Genomic DNA, 24,857 nt, shown 5'->3' with positions numbered 1-24,857 from the left:
TGCTCGTTCGACACCCGTCGAAGCCTTGTTCGTCGACATCCTCTAGGTTCGACAGCGTGAGCAGCTCTCCCTCCCGCCGCGTCCCGATCGAATCACAGAAGATCGATGCGCCCCTGACTTCCAGCGCGACGTTCCTCGTGCTGCGGATCGCAGAGGGTGCGGATGCCGCGGCGTCCGTGCGTGACGCGATCAGCGGCATAGACGACATCGTGAAGAACGTGGGATTCCGTGACCTCGATGCGATGTTGTCGTGCACGGTCGGCATCGGCTCTGCAGCATGGCCGCGACTCACCGCGCGCCGCGCTCCCGCGGAGCTGCACCCCTTCGCGCCGGTCGTGGGTCCCGTGTACACCGCTCCCAGCACCCCCGGCGATCTGCTCTTCCACATCCGTGCGAACCGTCAGGATCTCGTCTTCGAGTTCGAGAGGCAGCTGCTCGATGCTCTCGGCGACTCCGTGACCGTGGTCGACGAGACCGCCGGCTTCCGCTACTTCGACGTCCGCGACCTGCTGGGCTTCGTCGACGGCACGGCGAATCCTGTCGGGAACAGCGTGGCCGATTCGACTCTCGTGGGTGCGGAAGACGGAGACAACGTCGGCGGCAGCTACGTCGTCGTCCAGAAGTACCTGCATGAGCTCGATCGGTGGCAGTCGCTGACGACCGAGCAGCAAGAGGCGATCATCGGTCGGAAGAAGGCAGACAACGTCGAGTTGGACGACGCCGTCGCGGGGCAGAAGTCCCACAAGACGCTCGCCACCATCGTCGTCGACGGGGTCGAGCACGACATCCTCCGTGACAACATGCCCTTCGGGAGCCCTGGTTCCTCGTCGTTCGGCACCTATTTCATCGGGTACTCGCGATATCTGTGGGTCATCGAGAAGATGCTCGAGAACATGTTCATCGGCGATCCGCCCGGCGCATACGACAGGCTGCTCGACTTCTCGAACGCGACGACCGGCTGCGTCTTCTTCGCTCCATCCGCAGACTTCCTCGGCAGGCTCGCGGACGAGCAGCTCCCTGCATAGCCACGGGGCGGGTATTTCTCACCCGGTGCGCGTGGATCGCCCGGGGTCAGCGCTCGACTCGACAGCGGGCTCGCGCACGACGTACAACCCCGACGGGGCGTTGGCGGTCGACGCGAGCGCCTCGACCCACTGACGGTTGAGGTCGGGCACCCGGCCGCCGGAGTAGCTGAAGACGAGGTTGCAACCGGGGTGCAACCACACCGTGCTGCGACCGCCGCCGATGCTGGTGTCATCCTTCCAGGTGAAGAGGAAGGGCTCACCTCGTCGGAGCTTCGTCGTCACGACCACCTGCAGATGGTGGAGCGTGCGATCGTCGATCTCGGCCTTCTGGCTTCCCTCGTACACGAACCTGCCCATGTGCCCAGACCTACAGTGGTGCGTGGCGTGTCGCAAGGCCCTTGCGAACCGCCGGCGCGAGACCGCACGAACAACAGGGGAGTGGACGAGGCGTAGGGTCGATGCCATGCGTCCGCAACCGCTGCTCGTCTACGACGGTGACTGTGCCTTCTGCACCACGTGGGTCCGCCGACTCGAGCGGTGGCTCGTCAGGTTCCCCGAGGCTCAGCCGTGGCAGTGGCTCGACATCGACGAGATCGGCCTGAGCTCCGCCGATGTCACCCGCTACGTGTGGCTTCTGGTCGGCGAGCGCCGGTTCCGCGGTCACGCCGCCTTCGCCGCGCTGCTGAGGATGCAGCGGTCGAGGTCTCTGCGCGTCGTGGGCCAGCTGCTCGTGACGCCGCCGTTCTCCTGGGCTGCGGCACTCGGCTACACGCTGATCGCCCGCTTCAGACACAGGCTGCCCGGGGGGACCGCTGCCTGCGCGCTGCCGCGCCCCGAGAGTCGCGCAGTCAACTGATCGCGACTCCGGTACTCTCGGCGCATGGCCACCGCAACGACGCAGACCCCTAAACGTGAGGCGTTCGGCTCGCGGAACGTCTTCATCCTCTCTGCGATCGGCTCCGCCGTCGGGCTGGGGAACATCTGGCGGTTCCCCTACGTGGCGTACGAGGGCGGAGGCGGCGCGTTCCTCATCCCGTATCTGTGCGCGCTGCTGACCGCCGGCATCCCTCTGCTGTTCTTCGACTACGCCATCGGTCACCGGTTCCGCGGTTCTGCGCCGTTGGCCTTCCGCCGGATGCACCGCCGGGCAGAGCCGCTCGGCTGGTGGCAGGTGCTCATCTGCGTGGTCATCGCGGTCTACTACGCGGTCATCATCGCGTGGGCCGCCATGTACACCTGGTTCTCCGCTCAGCTGACCTGGGGGCCGGGCAACGAGAACGACTTCTTCTTCGTCGACTTCCTCCGCTCGGCCGACGTCGCCGAGGTCGGCATCTCGACCGAGTTCGTGCCTCAGGTCGGGCTGCCGCTCGTCGCGGTCTGGCTGATCGTCATCGTGATCATGGCGCTGGGGGTCAAGCGGGGCATCGGCCGGGCCAACATGATCCTGATGCCGCTGCTGACGGTGATGTTCGCGATCCTCGTGGTGCAGTCCCTGTTCCTTCCCGGCGCGATGGACGGCCTGAACGCCTTCTTCACCCCGAACTGGGAAGCACTCGGAGACCCCGCCGTGTGGGCCTCTGCCTACGGGCACATCTTCTTCTCGCTCTCGGTCGCCTTCGGCATCATGGTGACGTACTCGTCATACCTGAAGCGCAAGACCGACCTCACCGGCTCCGGCCTGGTGGTCGCCTTCGCGAACTCGGGCTTCGAGATCCTCGCGGGCATCGGCGTGTTCGCCGCGCTCGGCTTCATGGCGCAGGCGCAGGGCACCGAGGTCGCCGGAGTCGCGTCGTCGGGGATCGGACTCGCGTTCATCGCGTTCCCGACGATCGTGTCGCAGGCGACGGGCGGCTCGATCATCGGCGTCCTGTTCTTCGGGGCGCTGGTCTTCGCAGGCGTGACCTCACTGATCTCCATCCTCGAGGTGATCGTCGCAGCCCTGCAGGACAAGCTCGGCTGGGCGCGTATCCGCACGACCCTGACGGTGTCGATTCCGCTCGCGATCGTCTCGATGGCGCTCTTCTCGACGACCACCGCTCTGTCGGTCCTCGATACGGCTGACGCGTTCGTCAACGCCTTCGGCATCATGGCGGTCGCGCTCGTCGCCGTGATCGTCGTGGCCTGGCTGCTGCACAAGCTGCCGGCGCTCGTCGAGCACCTGGATCGCCGTTCGAGTTTCCGGGTGGGTCGGGTCTGGATGCTGCTCGTCGGTGCGCTCGCGCCCCTGGTGCTCGGCTACCTGCTGGTCACCGAGCTGATCTCGAAGATCTCCGAGCCGTACGGCGGCTACCCCGGATGGTTCCTGGCCGTCTTCGGATGGGGTATGGTCATCGCACTCGTCGCGCTCGCGCTGCTGCTGTCGGCGTTGCCGTGGAGCGGTCGCTCGCACGCCAAGGACGACCCGGAGTACGACGAGTTCCTCGCCGAAGAAGACTACGAGCCGGATGCCGAGACCTCGTCGATCCCGATGGTGCCGACGACGGAACCCCGCTCGACGGAGAAGGGAGCCAGCGCATGACCATCACAGCCGTCGTCATGATGATCATCGCGATGGTCACGATCTGGGGCGGACTCATCGCCGCCATCGTGAACCTCGCGCGTCACCCCGAGGTCGCGGATTCGGAGCCCGCTCCGCCGGTCGAGCTCTGACCGACGCCGGGGGACGCGGCGTCGCCTCAGGACCTGCATCCCACAGGTCGGGCGCTATCCGTCGGCCGGCCAGCGCAGGAGACTCAGAGCACCGATCGCGAGGGTCGCGCTGCCGCCGTCGCGGAGACAGGTCAGCAGTGTGCGACCGCATCCGCGGCAGAGGAGGATGACGCCGGCCGGATCGAGCTCGGCGATCGCGTCGGCGAGCTCGGCCTCGCGGTCGCAGTGCGCGCATGCTGCTCGCGCGCTCGTCATGTCTCTGCCGAAGACCTCGAGCAGGATCCCGCCTGCGGCGTTGCCGTCGACTCGCGTGCGATGACCGGGGTGGGCAGCGTCCATCAGGCACCTCCGAAGCGCTCAGTGCGGATCCGTTCCGGCGGATGCCCCGCCGCCACGAGCAGGTCTGCGACCGCCTCGACGAAGCCCGTCGGCCCGCAGACGTAGACCGACGGGTGTTCGGTGGCGGGAATGGTGGAGGCCGCGATCGTCGCCGCGTCCACCCGGCCGGCCGGGCGTTCGGAGCCTGGAGGCGCCGAACGGCTGTACGCCCAGTCGACGAGGAAGGCGTCGTCGGCGAGCTGGGCGAGGTCGTCCGTGTAGAACGCATCGGCGGCGGAACGCACCGCGTACAGCAGGCGCATCGGCGCCGAGCTGCCCGTGCGCGCATGCTGCCTCGCCATCGCGATGAGCGGGACGATCCCCGACCCGCCTGCGATGAGCTGCACGGGCTCGGTCTGGGTGGGGGTCCACACGAAGTAGGCGCCGATCGGACCGCGAACCTCCAGTTCGTCTCCGGGGCGCACGTCCTCGACGAGATAGGGAGAGACCTCGCCCTCGGGCACTTCGTCGACCGCGAGTTCGATGATGTCCGAGTCACCGGACGATGCGAGGGAGTACGACCTGACCGCTTGATACCCGTCTTCTGCGGTCAGACGCACGTCGACGTGCTGACCGGCCAGATTCCCCGGCCACCCGTCGACCCGCAGCTCGAGCACGCGACCGTGGGGCGTGGGGTTTCGTGTCTCGACGACTCTGGCGACCAGCCACAGCGGTGCCGTGGTCACCAGTAACGCTCCTCTTTCCAGGGATCTCCGTACATGTTGTAGCCGTTCTGCTCCCAGAATCCGGGTTCGTCGTTCTCGAGCAGATCCAGACCGTGAACCCACTTGGCGGACTTCCAGAAGTAGAGGTGCGGAACCAGAAGGCGAGCAGGGCCGCCGTGCTCCGCAGCGAGCGGCTGGCCGTCGAACTCGAACGCCACCCACGCTTTGCCGCCCGTGAGGTCGGCGCGCGGAACGTTGGTGGTGTACCCGCCGTAGGAGAAGACCCGAGTGAAATCGCCCTCGCCGGCATCCTGCAGCAGATGATCGAGCGAGACGCCACGCCAGCGGGTGCCGAGCTTCGACCACCGGGTCACGCAGTGGATGTCTGTGGTGATGGTGTCGATCGGGAGTGCCTGCAGGTCGTCCCATGACCAGGTGCGACGGAGGCCGTCGAGACCGACGACCGCGAACTCCCACGTGTCGGTGGAGACTCGCGGTGTCGGCCCTGCGGAGAGCACAGGGAAGTCCTCGGTGAGGTACTGGCCCGGAGGGAGACGGTCGTCCGACTCGCGTCGCCGTGCGCCGAAGCCGCGGGAGATCACACCCATGATCGTCTTCTTTCGTTCGGTCGGAGCGGAGCCGCGAGTCGCTCGCGGGGGATGCCTGCCGTGTGGGACTGATTCTAGGGCGACTGAGTATCGGCGCGCCCCGATCATTTTTTACTCATAAACGTGTGCTGCATGCTAGTTTCACTCGTAAAACAGTCGTTCAAGCCACGGAGTCACATTGCTGAGTAGTTTCGCTGTTTCTGCTGATTCCACTCAGCCTGAAGTCGTCTCTGCCTCGCCCGAGAAGCTGGCGCGCGACAACATGCCGCTCGCGACCTTCCTGGCTGTGGAGAAGGCGAGATCGGCGACGCATGTCGACCTCGACGATCTGCTCTCGGCCGCACGCCTGGGCCTCGCCCGTGCCGCGATGTCGTATGACACGGCGCGCGGCATTCCCTTCGGCGCCTTCGCGAGCAGCCAGATCAACTGGGCGATGCTGTCGGAGATGCGCAGAGCGGATCCTGCCGGCGAACGCAGTCGCGACAAGATCGAACGCCTGCGGGTCGCCGCCGAGACTCTGCTCGCTCGCACCGGCCGGGTGGCGACCACGGCGGAGCTCGCGCGGGAGTCCGGCTTCACTGTCGACGTCGTGGCCGAGATGATGAAGCTCGACGAGATGGTGCGGACCGCGACCAGCTTCGAGGAGCACTTCGACGTCGAGACCGGGCGTCAGGCCGCCGATCTCACCGACAGCGTCATCCTGCCCGAGCACGCGGTCGAGCAGTCGGAGACGCGGGCGATGGTGAACCGCGTCATCGAGGCGCTGCCGGCGGCGATGCGACAGGTCGTCCGCGGGATCTACCTCGAAGACCGGATGGTGAAGGACATCGCCGAAGAGCTCGAGGTGAGCCACGCGTATGTGTCGAAGGTCCGCTCGCGGGGTCTCGCTCTGATGCGCGAGGCTATGGAGGCATGGGAGAACGGCACGACCGGCGACCGATCGACCAAGGCGCGGGCGGAGTTCTTCGAGACCCTGTTCGGCCCGATCCGCCCCGAGGCTCGCGACCGGTCGAGCGAGCTCCTCGCCGCCGTCTGAACCGACCCCCGGAATCTTCCGGCTCCGTGGTTACGACGGCGGCGCATGTCGCGAATATCGGTTGTGCAGGCCCACGGATGGGCCCGCGTCCAGCCCCATAACCACGGAGGAATTCTCATGGGTCTTCAGATCGCAACCAACGTCGGTGCACTCAACGCGTACCGCAACCTCTCTGTCAACCAGAACGACGTCTCGAAGTCGCTCGAGAAGCTCTCGAGCGGTCTGCGCATCAACCGCGCAGCCGATGACGCCGCCGGCCTCGCCATCTCCGAGGGCCTGCGTTCGCAGGTCAACGGCCTGAACGTCGCAGCACGCAACGCTCAGGACGGTATCTCGGTCATCCAGACCGCGGAAGGCGCGCTCACCGAGGTCCACTCGATCCTGCAGCGCGTTCGTGACCTCGCCGTGCAGGCGGGTTCCGACTCGAACAACGCCGATTCGCGCGACGCCATCAAGACCGAGATCGACTCGCTCGGCGAGGAGCTCACCCGCGTCGCCGCCAGCACCAACTTCAACGGGATCAAGCTGCTCGACAGCGCGAGCACGCTGACGTTCCAGGTCGGAGCAGGCTCGGTCGCCGCAGAGGACCAGATCGCGGTCACGCTGACCGACTTCTCGGGCCTCGGCGCGACCATCGGCGCGTTGACGGTCGACACCGCTGCGAACGCGCTCACCACGATCGCCGCGGTCGACGCGCAGATCACCAACGTCTCGACGGCTCGTGCCGGCCTCGGTGCCGTGCAGAACCGCTTCGAGTCGACGATCAACTCGCTGCAGGTCTCGGCCGAGAACCTGGCCGCAGCGAAGAGCCGCATCGCGGACACCGACATGGCGGCCGAGATGGTCAAGTACACCGCCTCGAACATCCTGCAGCAGGCCGGCACCGCCATGCTCGCTCAGGCGAACCAGTCGGGCCAGGGCGTCCTGCAGCTTCTCCGTTGAGTCGCTGCGCCTGAGGCGCAACAGGCGCCCGGGCGGAGTCACCTCCGCTCGGGCGCCTTCCTGTAGGACACCCCAGACCACCTCGCACGGAAGACGACCGGGATGAAACTCGACGGACTCGTATCAGGGCTCAAGACGCAAGAGCTCATCAAAGCGCTCATGGACGTCTCGGCGATTCCGAAGACGCTCATCACCAACAAGATCGCAGACCGCAACTCGATCATCACGAACCTCCAGTCGCTGAACACCACGCTGCAGGAACTCGTCGCCAAGGCCAAGACCGCGGCCGCACCCTCCTCGCTCGCCTCATTCACGGCGACATCGTCATCCGAGACCGTTGCGGTCACGGCCGGCGCGAAGGCATCGGCGTTCTCGACCGACATCGTCGTCGACGCCGTCGCCACGGCGCACTCCATCGTCACGGCATCCGGAGGATCCGCGGCGTGGGGCGGCGCATTCACTCTCGTCGGCTCGGACGGCGAATCGATCGAGGTGACCCCGCTCGGCACGGGTCCGCAGGACCTGGCCAAGGCCATCAACGCGTCGAAGGCCGGGGTGAGCGCGACGGTCGTCCCCGCCGGTGTGGATGCCGACGGCAAGCCGCTCTCTCGCATTCAGCTGACGTCGATCGAGACCGGCGCAGCCGGCGAGTTCGCCGTGCACCGAGGCACTGCCGCGGACGTCGCGGCCGGCACCTCGACGGATCTCGGCGCCGAGCCGGGCGCCGCCGTCATCACGCAGGGGGCTGACGCTCGAATCCGTCTGTTCGCCGGAACCGCGGCCGAGCAGACGCTGAACAGCGCCGGCAACACGATCGGCGTGGGCGAGGGCATCGAGGTCACGGTCACGAAGCCCAGCGCTGATCCGGTGACGGTGACCGTCGCCAGGGACGACAAGAAGCAGACCACGACCGCCGAGACGTTCGTCAAGGAGATCGCTGCGCTGCTGACGCGCATCGACAAGGGATCGAAGGCGACGATCGGAGACGTCGGCGAGACCACCACTCTCGGCGTGTTCACCGGAGACAGCACCGTTCGCAATCTCCGCGGCGCTCTCGCGAACGCGATGCAGCTTCCGGTCGACGGAGTATCGCCGTCGACGATCGGAATCTCGATCAGCGACAAGGGCGTGCTCTCCTTCGACGCGGAGAAGTTCGGAAAGGCCCTCGCCGAGGATCCGGAGAAGACCCAGGAGATCTTCTCGTCGATCGCCGGACGCGTCGAAGGCGTCACCGACCAGTACTCCGACAAGTACGACGGGCTGCTCACCCAGCGCATCACCGGTCAGGAGACCGAGGTCAAGACGCTCAAGACCCAGGTGGAGCGATGGGACGTCCGGCTGGAGCAGAGGCAGGCGACGCTCGAGCGCACGTATGCGCAGCTCGAGGTCCAGCTCTCGAAGCTCCAGTCGCAGTCGTCGTGGCTCACCTCGCAGCTCGCAGGCCTCAACGGCACGACGACGTCGTGACCTGAGCACCGCAACCACCATCTCATCGGAGACCAGAACCATGCCCATCACCTCTCTCGACCGCGCGAAGCAGCAGTACCTGGAGCAGCAGGTCGCCTCGGCCACGCCCGAACGCCTTCTCGTGCTGCTCTACGACCGCCTGCTGGTCGACATCGAGCGCGCAGACGCCTCGCAGGAGTCCGGAGACTGGGCGGCCGCGGGCAACCACCTCGTGCACGCGCAGCAGATCGTCGCCGAACTGAACGGCTCGCTCACCGATGAGTGGGACGGCTCCGCTGAACTGCATGGCGTGTACACGTACCTCACGGGCCGTCTGATCACCGCGAACATCGCTCGTGATCGGGCCGCCACCGCAGAGTGCCGCGATCTCGTCGTTCCGCTGCGCGAGGCCTGGCATGCGGCGGCCGCGGCGATCACGTCCGGCACGCAGACGCCCATCACGGCTCTGGCCTGAGCTCTCGTGCCTGACAACCTCTCGGCCTGGCTGACGGTGCTCGACCAGTTCGAGCGGGCTCTCGACGCTGCCGACGAGCAGCTCGATGACCAGCCCTTCGATGCGCCACCCGGCCCCGTGCCGGAGGAGCTTCGCGAACGCGCGGAGGCTGTTCTCGCGCGACAGCAGCTCATGATCGGCGGCCTGGTCACCTCCCGCGCCCATGTCGCACGCGAGATCGCCGCACTGCGACGGGTGCCGACCTCCAAGACCGACGTACCCGCGTATCTCGACGTCGAGGGTTGAGCATCGAGGTTACGTGAGCAGTCGAGTGTCGCGATAGTCGGCACCGAGCACGGATCGCTCGACGATTGGCCAGGGATCGGCCTCTCCACCAACGTCCGGAGTGCCCCCGTGCTCGAATCCGTCACCTCCTCTGCGCTGATCAGCGCCCTCGATGGGCTGGCCCTGCGCCAACGCTCGATCGCCGAGAACATCGCCAACGTCAACACGCCCGGCTACCAGGCCAAGCGCGTCCAGTTCGAGGACGAGCTGCGCTCCGCCGTCGAAGGCGGTTCGGGAACCGTCGGCGCCACGGTCGAGCGATCGCTCGAACCGACCAGGGTGAACGGCAACAACGTCAACCTCGACACCGAGACCCTGTCGAACATCGACACCGTGCTGCGGTTCCAGTTCGCGAGCCAGGCGATCGGCGGCCAGGCGGCGTCCATCACCAAGGCGATCGGGCAGGCCTCCGCATGACCTTCGACGCGATCGGCATCGCCGGCACCGGCCTGACCGCGCACCGCAAGTGGCTCGACGCGCTCAGCGACAACATCGCCAACGTGAACACGGCCACTCCCGCGGGCCAGGAGGCGTTCCGAGAGAAGTTCGTCACCGTGCAGGCGGGCACGGAGAGTCCGGGCGTCTATGTCGCAGGCGTGGTCGAATCCGATGCCGAGGCCAAGCTCGTCTACGACCCCGAGCACCCCTACGCGAACGAGGACGGCTATGTGCAGTACCCGAACGTCGAGCTCGGCGACCAGATGAGCATGCTGATCCTGGCGCAGCGCGGATATGAGGCGAACGCCGCCGTCGTCGACCGTGCGAAGACGACGTACGAGGCCGCACTGCAGATCGGGCGCAACTGATGTCCGGCGTCGAGGCCATCTCCGCGGCAGGCGTCACGCCGCTCTCTGCGCTCAGCTTCGAGACGGGTCCGGAGGCATCCGGTGCATCGGCATCGGGGAGCACCTTCGCGACATCGCTCTCGGGCGCCGTGGAGAACCTCCAGCAGCTGCAGTCGTCGTCGAACGAGCTGGCGGTGAAGGCCGTCACAGGTGACCTGCAGGACATCCATCAGGCGATGATCGCCTCGACACGCGCCTCAGTGACGCTCGATCTGGTGGTCGCCGTGCGTGACCGCAGCGTCTCGGCGTTCAACGAGATCATGAGGATGCAGGCCTGACGATGCCCAAGATGCTCACGAGCTACTACGACCGCGCGAAGCTGGTCGTCTCAGGATTCTCTCTCGCACAGCGCACGATCGCCATCATCGGCGTCGCGCTGCTCGTGATGGGGGCCATCGCGCTCGGCGCATGGCTCACCAAGCCGCAGATGAGTCCGCTGTTCACCGGCCTGAGCGCCGGCGATGCGTCGGCTGTCGTCGAGCAGCTGAAGTCGGCGGGCGTGGGCTACGAGCTCACCGAGGGCGGCGCGACCATCCTCGTGCCCGACGACCAGGTCTACGCGCAGCGCCTGGCAGCGGCATCGGCTGGTCTTCCCGGAGACACCAGCGAGGGGTACACGCTGCTCGACGACATGGGTGTGACCGCGAGCGAGTTCCAGCAGTCGGTCACCTACAAGCGCGCGATCGAGGGCGAGCTGGCCGGCACGATCGGTGCCATGGAGGGCATCTCCACCGCATCGGTGCAGCTCGCGATCCCCGAAGAGAGCGTGTTCGTCTCGGAGCGGCAGAGCCCGACCGCATCCGTGTTCGTGAAGACCCGCAACGGATCGACCCTCAGCGACGAGAAGATCGAGGCCATCGTGCACCTCACGAGCGCCGCCGTGCCCGGGATGACCCCCGAAGACGTCGCGGTGACGGATCAGGACGGCCGAGTGCTCTCGGCTGTCGGAACCGGCCTCACCGGCAACTCGTCGAAGCAGGCGACGGAGCACGAGGCGAAGGTCGCCGCATCCGTCAGCAAGATGCTCGAGACGATCGTCGGGCCCGGAAACGCCACCGTGACGGTGTCGGCCGACGTCGCGAACTCCACGTCCGAGCGCATGGACGAGACGTACTCCGCGCCCGAGGGGGAGCTGAGCGCGTCGGAGGAGACCAAGACGGAGACCTACAACGGCGGTCAAGCGGGCGGCACCGGCGTGCTCGGCCCCGACAACATCGCGGTCCCGAACAACGCCGACGGCACCGGCGCCTACGAGTTCGAGGAGACGTCTCGCAACAACGCCGTGAACAAGTCGACGGAGAAGACCATCACCCCGGCAGGAGAGGTGACGAGGCAGACGGTCAGCATCGCGCTGAATCGCGGAACCGTCACAGGCGTGACGGCGAACCAGATCGAATCGCTCGTGGCATCGGCCGCCGGCATCGACGTCGAGCGCGGCGACGAGATCGCCGTCGAGTTCGTCGAGTTCAACGAGGCGGGAGCGACGGCGGCTGCGACGGCGCTCGCGGCGGCGGAGGCCGAGCGTGAGGCGCAGATGCAGCAGGAGCTGCTGCGGTCGGCGATCATCGGCGGATCGATCCTGCTGGCCGTGATCATCCTGATCGTCTTCCTCGTCGTGCGCCGCAAGATGAAGCGCCGTGTGCTCTACACCGAAGACGGCCCGATCGAGTACTTCGCCACTGTCACCGAGAGCGAGGAGCAGAAGCTCCGTTCGCTCAGGGGCCTCAAGGAAGCCGAGGCGATCGTCGCCCCGGCGCCCACGACGCTGCTGCCGTCGGCATCGATCGACTTCGATGACGAACCGGAGCCCGACAAGGTGCTCGTCGAGCGCAGACGCCGTGAGATCGACGATCTGGCGAAGCGCGAACCCGACACCATCGCCAGCGCACTGGCCGACCTGATGGACGAGGCGACCGTATGAGCGCATTGACCGAGTTGCTGGATGCACAGGCCGACACGGTCGAGGTCTCGACCGCCGTGGCGCCCGCGGCGCTTGCGGTGCCGGAGATGAGCGGCCTTCGCAAGGCCGCGATCGTGCTGATGAACATGGACCGCGCGGCCAGCGCCGAAGTGCTGCGTCACCTCGGTGAGGAGCGCTCCGAGATGCTCGCCGCCGAGCTCACGCAGCTCGGGGGAGTGGACGTCGCCTCCACCGCCCGCGCCCTCGCGGAGTTCCGGCGCATCGCCACCGGCGGCTCTGTGCCGTCGCGCGGCGGCCAGGAACTCGCCACCGGACTGCTCGAGACGGCGTTCGGGCGCGAGAAGGCCGTCGGGATGGTCGGCAGGGTGATGTCGCAGGGCTCGGTGTCCTTCGACTTCCTCAACGCGGCAGACCCGGCCCAGCTCGCCACGATCATCGAGGGCGAGCTGCCGACCACGGTCGCCGTGGTGCTGGCGAACCTGCGAGCCGATCGTGCGGCGGCGGTGCTCGCCGCCCTGCAGGACCCGCTGCGCACCGATGTCGCTCAGGCGATCGCGACGATGGGCACCGCGACCCAGGAGGCGATCTCGATCGTCGCCGACTCGCTGCGCTCTCGCACCGGCGTCTTCGCGATGCGTGACAATCATGAGGCGATCGGCGGCGTGCAGCCTCTCGTCGAGATCATCAACAGGTCCGACACCGCTCTCGAGAAGTCGCTGCTCGCGAGCCTCGAGGGGCGCGACCTGGCGCTGGCCGAGGATATACGCAGCCGCATGGTCACGTTCGCCGACATCGCTCGTCTCGAGGACCGCGACGCCCAGCGTGTGCTGCGGGGGATCGACCTCCGCATGCTCGCGCTCGCGCTGAAGGGCGCAGACGAGCAGATCACCGACAAGGTCAAGAGCAACATGACCGAGCGCAACCAGGAGAACCTCGCTGAGGAGACCCGGGTGCTGGGTCCCGTGCGCATGCGTCAGGTCGACGAGGCCCGCGCCGAGATCGTGCGCATCATCCGTGATCTGGAGGCCGCAGAGGAGATCACGATCTCGCGCGAAGACGAGGACGAGCTCATCGAGTGATCCCTCTGACGGCAGGTGATTCGGCGGCGGCGGTTACGGCCGCAGATATGTGCCGCGATAGTGGGCAGGGAGCACGGATCGCTCGACCTACGGGCCACGGACAGGCCTCGCCCTTCGACTCCGAGGTGTCCGCTGTGCTCGATTCCGCCTTCACGCCGTTGGTCGTGCCGCGCGTCGGCGAGACTCCCATCGACCTCCGAGGCGAGGCCGACCGCGCTCGCACCCGGGGCTACGCCGACGGCTTCGCCGAAGGTCGCAGAGTCGCACTGGACGAGGGTGAGGCCCAGCGTGCCGCGCAGCAGCAGCGGATGCAGGAACTCCAGGAGCTGTACCTGCACGAGCGGGGCTCTGGTCTGCGCGCGCTGGAGACCGCGCAGGCGGCGCTCGACCAGCGCATCGACGAGCTGAGCACGCTCGCTGCCGACCGAGTCGAAGAACTCGCGGTCATGCTGGCCACGACGATCCTCGGAGCGGAATTGTCGGATCCTGCGCGATCCGCCGCTCACGCGCTTCGGCGCGCCCTGGCCGAGATGCCGGCGGACCGGTGGACTCGCGTCGCATTCAGCGTGCAGGACGCCCGTGTCCTGCAGGAGGAGGAGTCGACGATCGACGCGCTCCGCGGCATCCAGGTATCGGTCTCTCCCGCCGTAGACAACGGCGGCGCCATCGTGGAGATCGAGAACGGGGCGGTCGACACGCGCATCACCGCAGCGCTCGCGCGCGCGGCCGCAGCACTCGACGGCGACGACCAGGTTGCCGAGGTGATCGGGTGATCACCGGGACGCGGTCGTGGCAGCGCGCGCTCACGGCCGCGCGCCCCGAGCGCTCCGGCACGGTGAAGGCGGTGCGAGGACTCGGGGTGGAGGTGCTCGGCATCGACGGAGCGGTCGGCGACCGCATCCGCATCGACACGGCGGACGGCCGCCCGGTCGATGCCGAGATCGTCGCCGTCGACGGTGCCTCAGCCCGCTGCATGCCCCTGGGCAGGCTCGACGGGATCACCGCCCGTGCCCGGGTGCGGCATGGGGGAGCGCCGCTGCAGGTGCCGACGGGACGAGCGCTGCTCGGACGCGTGCTCGACGGACTCGGTCGGCCGATCGACGGCAAGGGGCCGCTCGACAGGAGCGTCGCCCACGTGTCGCTCGACCACGATGCCCCGAGCGTGATGGACCGCCAGCGCATCGACCGGCAGCTCGGACTCGGTGTGCGCGTGCTCGACACGATGACACCCGTGGGCTCGGGACAGCGTCTCGGTCTGTTCGCCGGGTCGGGTGTGGGCAAGTCGTCACTGATGTCGATGATCGCCCGTGGATCCACCGCCGATGTGAACGTCATCGCCCTCGTCGGCGAGCGCGGTCGCGAGGTGCGGGAGTTCCTCGAAGACGACCTCGGGCCTGAGGGTCTGTCGCGTTCGGTGGTGATCGTCGCGACCTCGGACCAGCCGGCGATGGCACGGCTGCGCTCGGCGTTCGTCGCCACGCGGATCGCCGAGGGCTTCCGCGATGACGGACTCGACGTGGTGCTGATGATGGACTCGTTGACGCGCGTCGCCATGGCGCAGCGCGAGATCGGGTTGAGCGCCGGCGAACCGCCCGCGACCCGGGGCTATCCGCCCTCGACGTTCTCGGTGCTGGCCCGGCTGCTCGAGCGGGCGGGAACAGGGCCCGTGGGGTCGATCACCGGTCTCTACACGGTGCTCGTCGACGGCGACGACCACAACGAGCCGATCGCCGATGCCGCCAGAGGAATCCTCGATGGGCATGTGGTGCTCGATCGGGCCCTCGCGATCCGCGGTCACTTTCCTGCCGTCGACGTGCTCGGGTCGGTGTCGCGCGTCGTGTCGAAGATCACCACGCCGGAGCAGCGGCAGAACGCCGTGACGCTGCGCAGCGTCCTGGCCGCTCGGCGCAGTGCTAACGACCTGATCGAGATCGGCGCCTATCGGCAGGGGGCCAACCCGATGGTCGACGCCGCGATCGCTCACGAGGGTGCGATCTCCCGATTCCTCACCCAGAGCATCGACGACCTCGCCGCGACAGACGACTCCTGGCAGCAGCTCGCCACCCTCACCACCGACTTCGGAGGACTCACCCCATGACCTTCCCACTGGCTGGTCTGCTGCGTGTGCGCGGCGCCCAGGAACGTGTCGCCGCCGAGCATCTCTCGCGTGCGAGCGCAGAACGGGCGCAGGCCGAGACCGCGGCGCAGACTGCGATCACGAGCCTCGCCGACATCAGCGCTCAGATCGATGATCCTCGGGCGCTGATGGCCATGGCCGCGGCCCGCGCCGCGGGGCGCAGCACTCTCAGCGACCTCCAGGCGCTCGTCGACATGAGACGCAGCGCGGAGTCGGAGGCCAGGTCTGCGCATGTCGAAGCGCGACGCGATCTGAAGGGGCTCGAGCGACTCGAGAGCACCCACCGGGTCGAGACCGCCAAGGCCGAGCTCGCCGCCGAGCAGACCGCGCTCGATGAGATCGCCGTCGTGCGCACCTCGCGACGTGAGGGGAGCGCGGCATGACCGGGCTCGCAGCGGTGATCGCCCGCGTCGACGCGATCGAGACCCAGATCGTGTCGCTGGATCCAGCGGGGCGTGCGGCCGCCGCAGCTGCGACCGAGGCGACCACCGGGACATCGGCGGCCAGCTCGACGACGTTCGCCGGAGTGCTGGAGGCGGCCAAGGCGGCCTCGGCCACCGAGACCACCGCCCCTGCCCCGGCCGAGGGGTCAGCGGCCGCCAGCACTGCGGCATCCGGCGGAGAGAACGCAGACGTCATCGCAGCACTGCAGACCTTGTTCTCGGCGAGCGCCTCGGGGACAGGCGGATCGACTCCGTCGATGCAGAAGATCATCGAGATGCTCGGATGACCGGGGTGGCACTGCTCGCGATGATCTCCGGCGCCGGCCCGGGTGAGGCGGACACCGGGGGACGAGCGTCGGGTGACTCCGGTTCGCTGTTCGGCGACGCGCTCACCGCGGCAGGTCAGGCGCTCGACGGCGCGGTGGACTCGGGCACGGCGATGCTCGCCGCAGATCGGCCGAGCGGGCCGACGGCGGAGGCATCATCGGCAGCAGATCGCACGATCGACCCGCAGGCGGCGATCGCGGCCATGACCCACCTGGTCGCGTGGTCGGCTCCGGAGACCGCAGTGCCCTCCGTGGCAGCCCCGCAGGTGACGACCCCGCAGGTGACGACGCCGCAGGTGACGACGTCCCAGGTGACGACGTCCCAGAGCACCGTTCCGGGTGAGACGGCTCCGGACGCGGTGGTGGAGACCGTACCCGGGACGACCGGGACGGAGGCGACACCTGTCGATCCCGTGAGCGGCGCCGCCACGACGGATGGAATGCACGTGGTTCCGGTTGCCGCGGCGTCGCCGACGACGTCGGCTTCGGCGTCGATCTCGGCACCCGCTTCGGTGAGCGCGGCAGTCGTCGCCGGTGGACGCGGCGACCCCCGATCGATGCAGGGCGGGACGCTGGGCGACGTCCGAGAAGTCGACGTCGACGCTCCGGCGACTCCGCTGGAGCCTGCCGGTGGCGGCGCCGATCCGTCGCTGTCCGAGCCGGTCGCCGTCGTGCCCCGGCCGGAGTCACTCCCGAGGCAATCGACGCCCGCGATCCCGTCCATGGTCGGTGCCCCTCTGGCCGCGACCGTGGCCGCTCCGAATCAGCAGGTGACGAGCGATGCGGGGGATCAGGCGCAGGGGTCGCAGCCCGCTCCCGCGACGGCCCCGACCGTGCCGGTCGCTGCCCCCCTGCCGACGGCGACACCCGTGTCGTCGCCCGATGCGGCCACAACCGCGAATCGTGCGGTGGCCGCCCAGGTCGCGCCGGTGGTCGTGAGCATCGCCCAGCGTCCGATGGGGACGCACCAGCTCACGATGACGGTGAACCCCGACAGCCTCGGCCCCGTCACGGTGCGCGCGCACATCTCCGCATCCGGAGACGTGCAGGTCGAACTCAGCGGTGCGACCGACGCCGGGCGCGACGCGCTGCGCACCATGCTCGTCGAGCTGCGCCGTGACCTCGCCGCAGTGATGCCGCACGCCTCGCTGAGCGTCACCCACGGCTCTTCCGCTGATGCCTCCGGCGACCGCGGCCAGCAGGCCGCGGGCGATGCGCCGACAGGGCAGGGGGCAGGCGATCGCGAGGCGAACCGCGGGCGCCCCGACCACCCCCGCGGGATCGAGCAGGCGCGGGATCTTCCCCGCACCATCCAGACAACGCCCTCTGCCACCTCCGGCGCGGGGCTCGACATCTTCGCCTGAGAGGACGACCGAATGACTGTCGACGCAGTGAGCGCCCCGAGTTCGATCCATACGGGAAGCACCACCGACCCCGCAGCCCGGAAGCAGGTGCTCGACGGAGAAGTGTTCCTCAAGCTCCTGGTCACCCAGCTGACGCACCAGGATCCCTCGAGTCCGATGGACACCAACGAGATGATCTCGCAGACCACCCAGCTCGCCATGATGGAGCAGCTGACGGCTCTCGCCGACAGCGGCGCCGAGGCCTTCGCCCTGAACATGCGTCAGGCCGCGAGCGCCCTCATCGGCCAGGAGGCGAGCTACAAGGATGCCGACGGCAAGACCGTCTCGGGCCTCGTGACCAAGGTCTCGTTCGACGGACCGATCCCGCAGGTGACGATCGGCGACAAGACCGTCGCGCTCGACGTCATCACGGGCGTCACCACCGCACCGACCACCCCCGCACCGACCACCCCCGCTGCGCCCACCCCCGCCGCAGTCTGACCTCCGTCTCACCCAGGAAGAGAGAACCCCATGCTCCGCTCGCTCTACTCCGGAATCTCCGGCCTCCGCTCGCACCAGACCATGCTCGATGTCACGGGCAACAACATCGCGAACGTCAACACGGCCGGGTTCAAGGGCTCGTCCGTGCTGTTCCAGGACTCCCTGTCGCAGCTGATCGGCAACCCGGGAATCCCCGACGACGAGGTCGGCGGTCGCAACCCCGCCCAGGTCGGTCTCGGAGTGCAGGTCGCCGGCGTGCGCACCAACTTCGCACAGGGCTCGGCCCAGGCGACCGGCCGAGGAGGCGACCTGATGATCTCGGGCGACGGGTTCTTCGCGGTCCGATCCGGCGGAGAGACCCTGTACACCCGAGCAGGTGGATTCTCGTTCGACCCCACCGGCAAGATGGTCACCGCCGACGGCTCGATCGTGCAGGGCTGGTCCGCACAGGACGGCGTCGTCAACACCGGCCAGGCGACGGGCAACATCGTGCTCCCGCTCGACGCCGTGTCTCCCGCGAAGGCGACGACGGAAGCCACCGTCACCGGCAACCTCCCGTCGACGGCTGCGACCGGCGACGAGCTGGTGCGCGACGTCACTGTCTACGACGCGCAGGGCACGCCCTCGACTCTCAGTCTCACCTTCACGAAGACGGCGACCGGATGGGACGTCACCGAGCCGACCAGCGGTGCGACCGGGTCGCTGGCGTTCACCGACGGCAAGCAGGCCGGGGCAGGCCTCACGCTCACCGCAGGGGCTGTGAGCGTCGACCTGGGAGCGGTCACCGGCTATGCGGAACTGTCGACGGTCGCCGTGTCCGAGCAGGACGGTGCGGCAGCCGGCACCCTGAAGTCGTACAGCATCACCGGCGACGGATCCATCGTCGGCACGTTCAGCAACGGTGCGACGCAGACTCTCGGCAAGATCGCCATGGCCACGTTCGCCAACCCCGAGGGACTCGAGAAAGCCGGCGGAACGGCATACCGCGCATCCGTCAACTCCGGTGCGGTGCGCATGGGCGAGCCGGGCCAGGCAGGCTTCGGCAGCCTCGTCTCGGGCGCTCTGGAGATGAGCAACGTCGACCTCTCGCAGGAGTTCACCAACCTGATCGTCGCGCAGCGCGGCTTCCAGGCCAACGCGCGCATCATCACGACCAGCGACGAGGTCCTCCAGGAGCTCACCCAGCTGAAGCGCTGATGCGAACGGACCCGGCGCCGTCTCACGGCGCCGGGTCTGCCTGCGGAGCGACCCGGCGACCCGGGGTGCCCGCTGCCGAGAAGCGGCCGGGGGCTCTGTCGAACACTGCCCCTGGCGCCAGGGGCAGCCGGGAGAGAGGCTGAGGGCATGCGCTTCGTCCGCCGGTACCCCGTGATCATCATCACGGTCGTGGTTCTCGCGGGGGTGCTCGCTCTGCACATGGTCGGCATACCCGTCGTCGGACGATGGATCGCCACTGCCTATGTCGGAGCGTTCGTCGTCTGGACGCTCGTCGGAATGGTGCGGGATGTGCTTCGCGGGCACGTCGGGCTCGACATCCTCGCAGTCGTCGCGATGGTCGCCACTCTCGCCGTCGGAGAGTACATCGCGGCACTCATCATCGTCCTGATGCTCGCGGGCGGCGAAGCCCTGGAGCAGTTCGCGGGCCGACGTGCGAAACGGGACCTCTCGGCACTGCTGGACAGGTCTCCGCGGATCGCACATGTCCTCGTGCATCCGCTGGCACCGGACTCGGAAGAGGTTCGGGATGTCGCAGTCGACGATGTCGTGATCGGCGACGCGCTGCTGGTGCGTCCGGCCGAGATCGTGCCGATCGACGGCGTGCTGCTTTCGGCGTCAGGTGAGTTCGACGAATCGTCGCTCACCGGCGAGAGCATGCCCGTCGCTCGCGAGGCCGGGGGCGAGGTGCTGTCCGGAGCGATCAACGGAGCACGGGCCGTCCGCATCCGCGCACTGCGATCGAGCGCAGACAGCCAATATCAGCAGATCGTCGCGCTCGTGCACGAGGCTGAGGAGTCGCACGCCCCGGTCGTGCGTCTCGCCGATCGATTCGCGATTCCGTTCACCGCCGTCGCTCTCGTGCTGGCCGGCGCCGCATGGACGATCTCCGGTGACTCGACACGGTTCGCCGAGGTGCTCGTGCTCGCGACTCCGTGTCCTCTCCTCATCGCGGCTCCCGTGGCATTTCTCGGCGGACTCTCCCGAGCGGCCAAGACCGGAGTGATCATGAAGGGCGGTGCGGTGATCGAGCAGCTGGCTCGGGTGCGGTCCGCGGCCTTCGACAAGACGGGCACCCTCACCCAGGGACGCCCCGACCTCGTCGATGTGCGACCCGCCACGGGGATCGATGCTGACGAACTGCTGCTGCTCGCGGCATCCGCCGAGCAGTACTCATCGCACGTGCTCGCCGAAGGAATCCGTCGCGCCGCCGCAGAGCGTCGCCTCGTACTCCGTCGATCCGATGACGCGAGTGAAGTCGCGACCAACGGGGTGGTGGCCGTTATCGACGGCCGCACCGTCGTCGTCGGCAAGCCCGCTTTCGTCGCATCGCTCGCCGCCGACACCGTGCGCGCAACTCTCGGGACAGGTGAGGCTGCGGCCTACGTGGCGATCGACGGGCGGTTCGGAGGCGTCCTCATCCTCGCGGATGCGCCGCGACCTGAAGCGACCTCGGTCGTGTCGTGGCTCCGCTCGCACGGCATCGAGCGCATCATGATGCTCACGGGAGATGCTCGATCGACCGCGGAATCCGTCGCTCGCGAGGTCGGGATCGACGATGTCCACGCAGAACTCCTCCCGCCGGAGAAGGTCGGGCTCGCCGCCGACCTCCGTCCGAGACCGATGATGATGGTGGGCGACGGTGTCAACGACGCGCCTGTACTGGCGGCCGCCGACATCGGTGTCGCGATGGGCGCGCGTGGGGCGACGGCCGCGGGCGACGCTGCCGACGTCGTGATCCTGGTCGATTCATTGACGAAGGTCGTCGATGCGGTCGCCATCGGACGGCACACACTGCGTGTTGCGCTCACCGCGATCTGGATCGGCATCGGGCTGAGCGTGGGGCTCATGCTCGTCGCGATGACGGGGATCATCCCGGCGGTCGCGGGTGCTCTCATCCAGGAAGCGGTCGACCTCGCGACGATCCTCTATGCCCTCCGCGCACTGGGCGGTCCAGCCACCGGACTCGTCGCCCCTCGCGGGTCGTGATGTCGAGACCCGCCGGTGCGCCGACTGGTTACCGGGGGAGAGCCGCGTCGCGATAGTCGGGGCAGACTTCCCCCTCTCATCCGAAGCCCGGAGACCCCCTCGATGATCATCGTCACCCGCCTCGACCGCACCCGGTTCGCGGTGAACCCCGACCTGATCGAACGAATCCATGCGTCGCCGGACACGACTCTGCACATGGTCGACGGGCATGTGTACGTGGTCGAGGAGGACCTCGACGCCCTGATCGACCTGATCGTCGCCTACCGTGCGCGCGTCCTCGGCGCAGCCCAGGCTCTGACCTCGCAGACGGGCGCGTGATCATGGATCCCGCATTCATCATCGGAGTGGTCCTGGCGTTCGGCGCGCTCGTCGCGATGATCACCATGGAGGGGGCGAGCTTCGAGGCTCTGCTCATCCCCGCGCCGATGATCCTGGTGCTCGGCTCGACGATCGGCGTCGGCATCGCGAGCCACACGCTCCGCGACACGATCCTCGCGGTGAAGAGCCTCGGGCGCATGGTCCGTGGCCCCAAGATGACACCGGAGGCGGTGATCCCGTTCCTCGTCGGGTATGCCGAGAAGGCTCGGGGTGAAGGGCTCCTCGCCCTCGAACAGGAACTCGACTCCGCGCCTGACGAGTTCACCAGGCAGGCGCTTCAGGCGCTCGCGGACGGCACGGATGCCGAGGATCTGCGGACCCTCATGGATGACGAGATCGCGGCGACATCGTCGCGCAACCGCGTCGCCTCGAAGTTCTTCGGCTCTCTGGGCGGATATGCGCCCACGATCGGCATCGTCGGCACCGTCGTCTCCCTGACGCACGTGCTCGAGAAGCTCGACGAACCCGATCACCTCGGTCCGATGATCGCCGCAGCCTTCGTCGCCACCCTCTGGGGCCTCCTCTCTGCCAACTTCATCTGGAACCCGATCGCCGGCCGTCTGGGTCGGATCGGGGCCGTCGAACTCGAGAGGATGACCCTCGTCTCCGAGGGGATGCTCGCCATCCAGGCTGGCAGCGCGCCCCACCTCCTGCAGGAGCGACTCGAGGCGCTGTCGACCGTGAAGCCCAAGGCCGGCAAGCAGAAGCGGGAGCCTGAGTCGGTCGAGGGCGTCCAGTGAGCACAGCCCGCCGAGCTCGCGGTCGCCAGCATGAGGACGACTCGCATGACGAGCCGGACGAGCGCTGGGCCGTCTCGTATGCCGATATGGTCACCGTTCTCATGTGCCTGTTCATCGTGCTGTTCGCCGTGTCGAACGTCGACAAGACGAAGTTCGAGATGCTCGCGAACAGCCTGGCGACGGGTTTCGGGCAGGAGAGCACCGAGGGTGGCGCCGACACCGCAGAGGGCGTGATCGTGCCGCCCGAGCTGCAGGACGACGACGGCGTGGTCGACCTCGCCGCCCGCGCGGAGACCGAGTTCGAGTCGCTCGTGGGCCTGCGTGACCGCATGAGCACGTCCCTGGCGGCTCAGGGACTGCAGGACACCGTGCAGTTCGTGATCGACGATCGGGGGCTCCAGGTCGGGCTGGTCGGCGCCGAGACCTTCTTCGCCGACAACAGCACCGACCTCTCGGCGAAGGCCGATGCGGTGCTCGACACCATCGGAGACGTCCTGGCCACGGTCGACAATCAGGTGAGCGTCGAGGGGCACGCCGATCACCGGGTCTCGGCCGCTCCCTTCCCGACCAACTGGGAGCTCTCGGGAGGGCGCGCGACCCAGGTGGCTCGATTCCTCGTCGAGCACGAAGGCTTGGGAGGTCCACGCGTGAAGGCCACCGCGTTCTCCGACACCCGCCCCATCGTGCCGGGCGACAGCCCACAGGCGCTGGCCAGCAACAGACGCGTCGACATCGTCGTCGAGTCGAACGAAGAAGAGCAGGTGAGAGCGCTGATACCCGCTCTCGCGGCTGCTGCGAACAAGTGAGCACTCACGTGAACACCACCGTGGAGGAGACCGTCATGACCGCATCCGCCGTGCTCGATGACCCGGCCGTGCGCTACCCGGCGTACGATTTCGGACGCCCGGCCCAGCTCGGGCGCGAGAGCACCCGGCATCTCGAGGCGGCGTTCGAGTCGTTCGCCCGACTGTGGTCGTCGCAGCTGACCGACAAGATCCGCGTGCGGGCGCATCTGGCGCTCGAGAGCGTCGACCTGGTCTCGTACGAGGAGTACTCCGACACGCTCCCCGGCACGACGGCGATGGTCGCCGGCTCCTTCGCCGACCGTGACGAGCCGTGCGTCGTGCAGTTCGGACTCGACAGCGCCCTGCTGTGGGTCGTGCAGATGATGGGGGGAAGGAGCACATCGCTTCCCGCAGCCCGTACGTTCACTCCGATCGAACTGGCTCTCGTCCGCAACCTGATGGAGGGCACGTTCGAGCACCTCCACGCCAGCCTCGATGCTCTGCTCCCGGGCGCACCGAGGTTCAGTGCCGTGCACTACAACCCCCAGTACATGCAGGTCATCTCCGCCACCGCCGCGGTGATCGTCGCCCGCTACACGATGCGGCTGGGCGACTCGGAGTCGACGGCGACCGTCATGCTGCCCGCGTCGGCCGTCGTCGACCGCCTTGCGGCCTCGGGATCCGATGCTGCATCGGCTCACACGACCGAGCAGACCCTCGAACAGGTGCGCAGCACCCCGTTGGAGCTGACGCTGCGTCTCGCCCCCATCACGATCGGCACCGGTGAGATCCTCGACCTCGCGCCGGGAGACCTGTTGCGCCTGCCGCACCCGGAGACTCGACCTTACGAGCTGATGGCCGGACAGACGCGGATCGCCCTCGCGACACCCGGCAGCAGGGGCTCGCGCCTCACATGCAAGATCACGACCACCCATGAGGAGACCCACTGATGAGCACCTTCCACGAGACCGCCATCGCCGCGGCGATCGCCGGCAAGCTGCCGTTCGGATACCCCGTCATCCCGGCGCCCTCGACCGACCCGGGAGCGTCGGGCGACGCGGTCGTCGTCACCTTCACGGGCAGCCCCGGCGCTCGCATCGCGATCCAGGTCGTCGATCCGTCGCAACTGGAGGACGGTTCGAAGACCGCACCGCTGACCGATCGACTGCATCCGATCTTCGAGGCGGCCACCGCCGTGCTCGGCAGCGGTTCGCTCGGCGACGGAGCCGTGATCGCGGCCACTGATGTCTTCACAGACTCGGGCACGCAGGTGTTCGACATGGTCGACGCCGACGGCAGCGTCGTGGCTCGCGCATCCGTGCGCATCGACGGGGCGAGGTCCGCAGCCGCGGCCGGTCCTCAGCGACTGAATCGCATCGCGGGCGTCGAGATGGAGCTCGTGGTCGAGATCGGGCGCACACGGATGCCGGTGCGCGACGTGCTCTCGCTCGAACCGGGGCGTGTGGTCGAGCTCGACCGCGCGGCCGGGTCTCCCGCGGACATCAAGCTGAACGGCCGCCTGATCGGGCACGGCACCGTCGTGGTCGCGGAGGGCGACTTCGCGATCCGCGTCGAGCGCATCCTCGACGGCGCCGAGACGGTCTGAC

The 24,857-nt window shown here is 68.1% G+C and carries 31 protein-coding genes; 27 read left to right on the top strand and 4 right to left on the bottom strand.

What is annotated here, in order from left to right; all coding sequences use genetic code 11:
• Window positions 1-56 precede the first annotated feature (56 nt).
• The gene (locus tag MRBLMI13_RS05180) at window positions 57-1,025 is read left to right on the top strand and encodes a Dyp-type peroxidase (protein ID WP_367819968.1); all 969 of its coding nucleotides are present in this window, start codon (window positions 57-59) and stop codon (window positions 1,023-1,025) included.
• A gap of 18 nt (window positions 1,026-1,043) precedes the next feature.
• Here the strand turns inward: MRBLMI13_RS05180 and MRBLMI13_RS05175 are convergent, their stop codons facing one another.
• Window positions 1,044-1,382 carry a hypothetical protein gene (locus MRBLMI13_RS05175; RefSeq protein ID WP_042537496.1) on the bottom strand — a complete coding sequence of 113 codons (339 nt, stop codon included), beginning with the start codon at window positions 1,380-1,382 and terminating at the stop codon, window positions 1,044-1,046.
• Between the two features lie 106 nt (window positions 1,383-1,488).
• Between MRBLMI13_RS05175 and MRBLMI13_RS05170 the strand changes: the two genes are divergently transcribed.
• Genes MRBLMI13_RS05170 through MRBLMI13_RS05160 form a run of 3 tightly spaced genes read left to right on the top strand, consistent with a single transcriptional unit; the run spans window position 1,489 to window position 3,674 of the window.
• Complete coding sequence (locus tag MRBLMI13_RS05170) at window positions 1,489-1,881, top strand: thiol-disulfide oxidoreductase DCC family protein (protein WP_367819970.1); 393 nt, start codon at window positions 1,489-1,491, stop codon at window positions 1,879-1,881.
• A 24-nt stretch (window positions 1,882-1,905) separates the two neighbouring features.
• Window positions 1,906-3,543, top strand: coding sequence for a sodium-dependent transporter (locus tag MRBLMI13_RS05165; protein ID WP_367819972.1), 1,638 nt, complete (start codon window positions 1,906-1,908; stop codon window positions 3,541-3,543).
• Window positions 3,540-3,674: a methionine/alanine import family NSS transporter small subunit gene (locus MRBLMI13_RS05160; protein ID WP_309688996.1), complete on the top strand. Its 135-nt coding sequence runs from the start codon at window positions 3,540-3,542 to the stop codon at window positions 3,672-3,674. The genes MRBLMI13_RS05165 and MRBLMI13_RS05160 overlap by 4 nt, the downstream gene beginning before the upstream one ends.
• 54 nt (window positions 3,675-3,728) lie before the next feature.
• Here MRBLMI13_RS05160 and MRBLMI13_RS05155 read toward each other — a convergent pair whose 3' ends face one another.
• The 3 genes from MRBLMI13_RS05155 to MRBLMI13_RS05145 are packed head-to-tail and all read right to left on the bottom strand — an operon-like array spanning window position 3,729 to window position 5,325.
• Window positions 3,729-4,013, bottom strand: coding sequence for a DUF6510 family protein (locus MRBLMI13_RS05155; protein ID WP_367819975.1), 285 nt, complete (start codon window positions 4,011-4,013; stop codon window positions 3,729-3,731).
• Complete coding sequence (locus tag MRBLMI13_RS05150) at window positions 4,013-4,738, bottom strand: ferredoxin reductase (RefSeq protein ID WP_042537486.1); 726 nt, start codon at window positions 4,736-4,738, stop codon at window positions 4,013-4,015. Before MRBLMI13_RS05150 ends, MRBLMI13_RS05155 begins: the two co-directional genes overlap by 1 nt.
• Complete coding sequence (locus MRBLMI13_RS05145; protein WP_367819977.1) at window positions 4,735-5,325, bottom strand: sulfite oxidase-like oxidoreductase; 591 nt, start codon at window positions 5,323-5,325, stop codon at window positions 4,735-4,737. Before MRBLMI13_RS05145 ends, MRBLMI13_RS05150 begins: the two co-directional genes overlap by 4 nt.
• Window positions 5,326-5,503: 178 nt before the next feature.
• Between MRBLMI13_RS05145 and MRBLMI13_RS05140 the strand changes: the two genes are divergently transcribed.
• The 23 genes from MRBLMI13_RS05140 (at window position 5,504) to MRBLMI13_RS05030 (ending at window position 24,856) form a co-directional block, all read left to right on the top strand.
• The gene (locus tag MRBLMI13_RS05140) at window positions 5,504-6,361 is read left to right on the top strand and encodes a sigma-70 family RNA polymerase sigma factor (protein WP_367819979.1); all 858 of its coding nucleotides are present in this window, start codon (window positions 5,504-5,506) and stop codon (window positions 6,359-6,361) included.
• A 117-nt stretch (window positions 6,362-6,478) separates the two neighbouring features.
• Window positions 6,479-7,303 carry a flagellin gene (locus MRBLMI13_RS05135; RefSeq protein ID WP_309688985.1) on the top strand — a complete coding sequence of 275 codons (825 nt, stop codon included), beginning with the start codon at window positions 6,479-6,481 and terminating at the stop codon, window positions 7,301-7,303.
• A 102-nt stretch (window positions 7,304-7,405) separates the two neighbouring features.
• Entirely contained in the window at window positions 7,406-8,770 is a 1,365-nt protein-coding gene (fliD, locus tag MRBLMI13_RS05130) for a flagellar filament capping protein FliD (RefSeq protein WP_367819982.1), read from the top strand.
• Between the two features lie 40 nt (window positions 8,771-8,810).
• Window positions 8,811-9,224 carry a flagellar export chaperone FliS gene (gene fliS, locus MRBLMI13_RS05125; RefSeq protein ID WP_309688981.1) on the top strand — a complete coding sequence of 138 codons (414 nt, stop codon included), beginning with the start codon at window positions 8,811-8,813 and terminating at the stop codon, window positions 9,222-9,224.
• A gap of 6 nt (window positions 9,225-9,230) precedes the next feature.
• Window positions 9,231-9,509, top strand: coding sequence for a hypothetical protein (locus MRBLMI13_RS05120; protein WP_042537478.1), 279 nt, complete (start codon window positions 9,231-9,233; stop codon window positions 9,507-9,509).
• 108 nt (window positions 9,510-9,617) lie between these two features.
• Window positions 9,618-9,965 (top strand): flagellar basal body rod protein FlgB, encoded by a 348-nt coding sequence (locus MRBLMI13_RS05115; protein WP_042537477.1) that lies wholly within the window; start codon window positions 9,618-9,620, stop codon window positions 9,963-9,965.
• On the top strand, window positions 9,962-10,354 hold the full coding sequence (gene flgC / locus MRBLMI13_RS05110) for a flagellar basal body rod protein FlgC (protein ID WP_042537476.1): 393 nt from the start codon (window positions 9,962-9,964) through the stop codon (window positions 10,352-10,354). The genes MRBLMI13_RS05115 and flgC overlap by 4 nt, the downstream gene beginning before the upstream one ends.
• Window positions 10,354-10,671: a flagellar hook-basal body complex protein FliE gene (gene fliE, locus MRBLMI13_RS05105; RefSeq protein WP_367819986.1), complete on the top strand. Its 318-nt coding sequence runs from the start codon at window positions 10,354-10,356 to the stop codon at window positions 10,669-10,671. The genes flgC and fliE overlap by 1 nt, the downstream gene beginning before the upstream one ends.
• A gap of 2 nt (window positions 10,672-10,673) precedes the next feature.
• Entirely contained in the window at window positions 10,674-12,314 is a 1,641-nt protein-coding gene (gene fliF, locus MRBLMI13_RS05100; protein ID WP_367819988.1) for a flagellar basal-body MS-ring/collar protein FliF, read from the top strand.
• Window positions 12,311-13,393, top strand: a complete 1,083-nt coding sequence (fliG, locus tag MRBLMI13_RS05095; RefSeq protein WP_309688975.1) for a flagellar motor switch protein FliG — start codon at window positions 12,311-12,313, stop codon at window positions 13,391-13,393. Before fliF ends, fliG begins: the two co-directional genes overlap by 4 nt.
• Window positions 13,394-13,527: 134 nt before the next feature.
• The gene (locus MRBLMI13_RS05090; protein ID WP_042537470.1) at window positions 13,528-14,166 is read left to right on the top strand and encodes a FliH/SctL family protein; all 639 of its coding nucleotides are present in this window, start codon (window positions 13,528-13,530) and stop codon (window positions 14,164-14,166) included.
• Window positions 14,166-15,491, top strand: a complete 1,326-nt coding sequence (locus MRBLMI13_RS05085) for a FliI/YscN family ATPase (protein ID WP_414685948.1) — start codon at window positions 14,166-14,168, stop codon at window positions 15,489-15,491. The genes MRBLMI13_RS05090 and MRBLMI13_RS05085 overlap by 1 nt, the downstream gene beginning before the upstream one ends.
• On the top strand, window positions 15,488-15,913 hold the full coding sequence (locus MRBLMI13_RS05080) for a flagellar FliJ family protein (protein ID WP_042537465.1): 426 nt from the start codon (window positions 15,488-15,490) through the stop codon (window positions 15,911-15,913). The genes MRBLMI13_RS05085 and MRBLMI13_RS05080 overlap by 4 nt, the downstream gene beginning before the upstream one ends.
• Window positions 15,910-16,260, top strand: coding sequence for a hypothetical protein (locus tag MRBLMI13_RS05075; RefSeq protein WP_367819994.1), 351 nt, complete (start codon window positions 15,910-15,912; stop codon window positions 16,258-16,260). Before MRBLMI13_RS05080 ends, MRBLMI13_RS05075 begins: the two co-directional genes overlap by 4 nt.
• Entirely contained in the window at window positions 16,257-17,663 is a 1,407-nt protein-coding gene (locus MRBLMI13_RS05070) for a hypothetical protein (protein WP_367819996.1), read from the top strand. Before MRBLMI13_RS05075 ends, MRBLMI13_RS05070 begins: the two co-directional genes overlap by 4 nt.
• A 12-nt stretch (window positions 17,664-17,675) precedes the next feature.
• Complete coding sequence (locus tag MRBLMI13_RS05065) at window positions 17,676-18,143, top strand: flagellar hook capping FlgD N-terminal domain-containing protein (protein WP_311878753.1); 468 nt, start codon at window positions 17,676-17,678, stop codon at window positions 18,141-18,143.
• A gap of 30 nt (window positions 18,144-18,173) precedes the next feature.
• Window positions 18,174-19,340: a flagellar hook protein FlgE gene (locus tag MRBLMI13_RS05060; RefSeq protein ID WP_367819999.1), complete on the top strand. Its 1,167-nt coding sequence runs from the start codon at window positions 18,174-18,176 to the stop codon at window positions 19,338-19,340.
• Window positions 19,341-19,487: 147 nt separating this feature from the next.
• The gene (locus MRBLMI13_RS05055; RefSeq protein WP_367820001.1) at window positions 19,488-21,347 is read left to right on the top strand and encodes a heavy metal translocating P-type ATPase; all 1,860 of its coding nucleotides are present in this window, start codon (window positions 19,488-19,490) and stop codon (window positions 21,345-21,347) included.
• A gap of 102 nt (window positions 21,348-21,449) precedes the next feature.
• Window positions 21,450-21,665, top strand: a complete 216-nt coding sequence (locus MRBLMI13_RS05050) for a flagellar FlbD family protein (protein WP_042541095.1) — start codon at window positions 21,450-21,452, stop codon at window positions 21,663-21,665.
• A gap of 2 nt (window positions 21,666-21,667) precedes the next feature.
• The gene (locus MRBLMI13_RS05045; RefSeq protein WP_042541097.1) at window positions 21,668-22,465 is read left to right on the top strand and encodes a motility protein A; all 798 of its coding nucleotides are present in this window, start codon (window positions 21,668-21,670) and stop codon (window positions 22,463-22,465) included.
• Window positions 22,462-23,271: an OmpA/MotB family protein gene (locus tag MRBLMI13_RS05040; RefSeq protein WP_367820004.1), complete on the top strand. Its 810-nt coding sequence runs from the start codon at window positions 22,462-22,464 to the stop codon at window positions 23,269-23,271. The genes MRBLMI13_RS05045 and MRBLMI13_RS05040 overlap by 4 nt, the downstream gene beginning before the upstream one ends.
• 35 nt (window positions 23,272-23,306) lie before the next feature.
• Window positions 23,307-24,200, top strand: a complete 894-nt coding sequence (locus tag MRBLMI13_RS05035) for a flagellar motor switch protein FliM (protein ID WP_153302191.1) — start codon at window positions 23,307-23,309, stop codon at window positions 24,198-24,200.
• Entirely contained in the window at window positions 24,200-24,856 is a 657-nt protein-coding gene (locus tag MRBLMI13_RS05030) for a FliM/FliN family flagellar motor switch protein (protein ID WP_079112898.1), read from the top strand. Before MRBLMI13_RS05035 ends, MRBLMI13_RS05030 begins: the two co-directional genes overlap by 1 nt.
• Window position 24,857: the final 1 nt, after the last annotated feature.

The sequence above is a fragment of the Microbacterium sp. LMI13-1-1.1 genome, assembly GCF_040815625.1.
GTDB classification, from domain to species: domain Bacteria; phylum Actinomycetota; class Actinomycetes; order Actinomycetales; family Microbacteriaceae; genus Microbacterium; species Microbacterium forte.
Note: the sequence above shows the minus strand (reverse complement) of the source record. Positions and strands in the feature narration are given on the sequence as shown.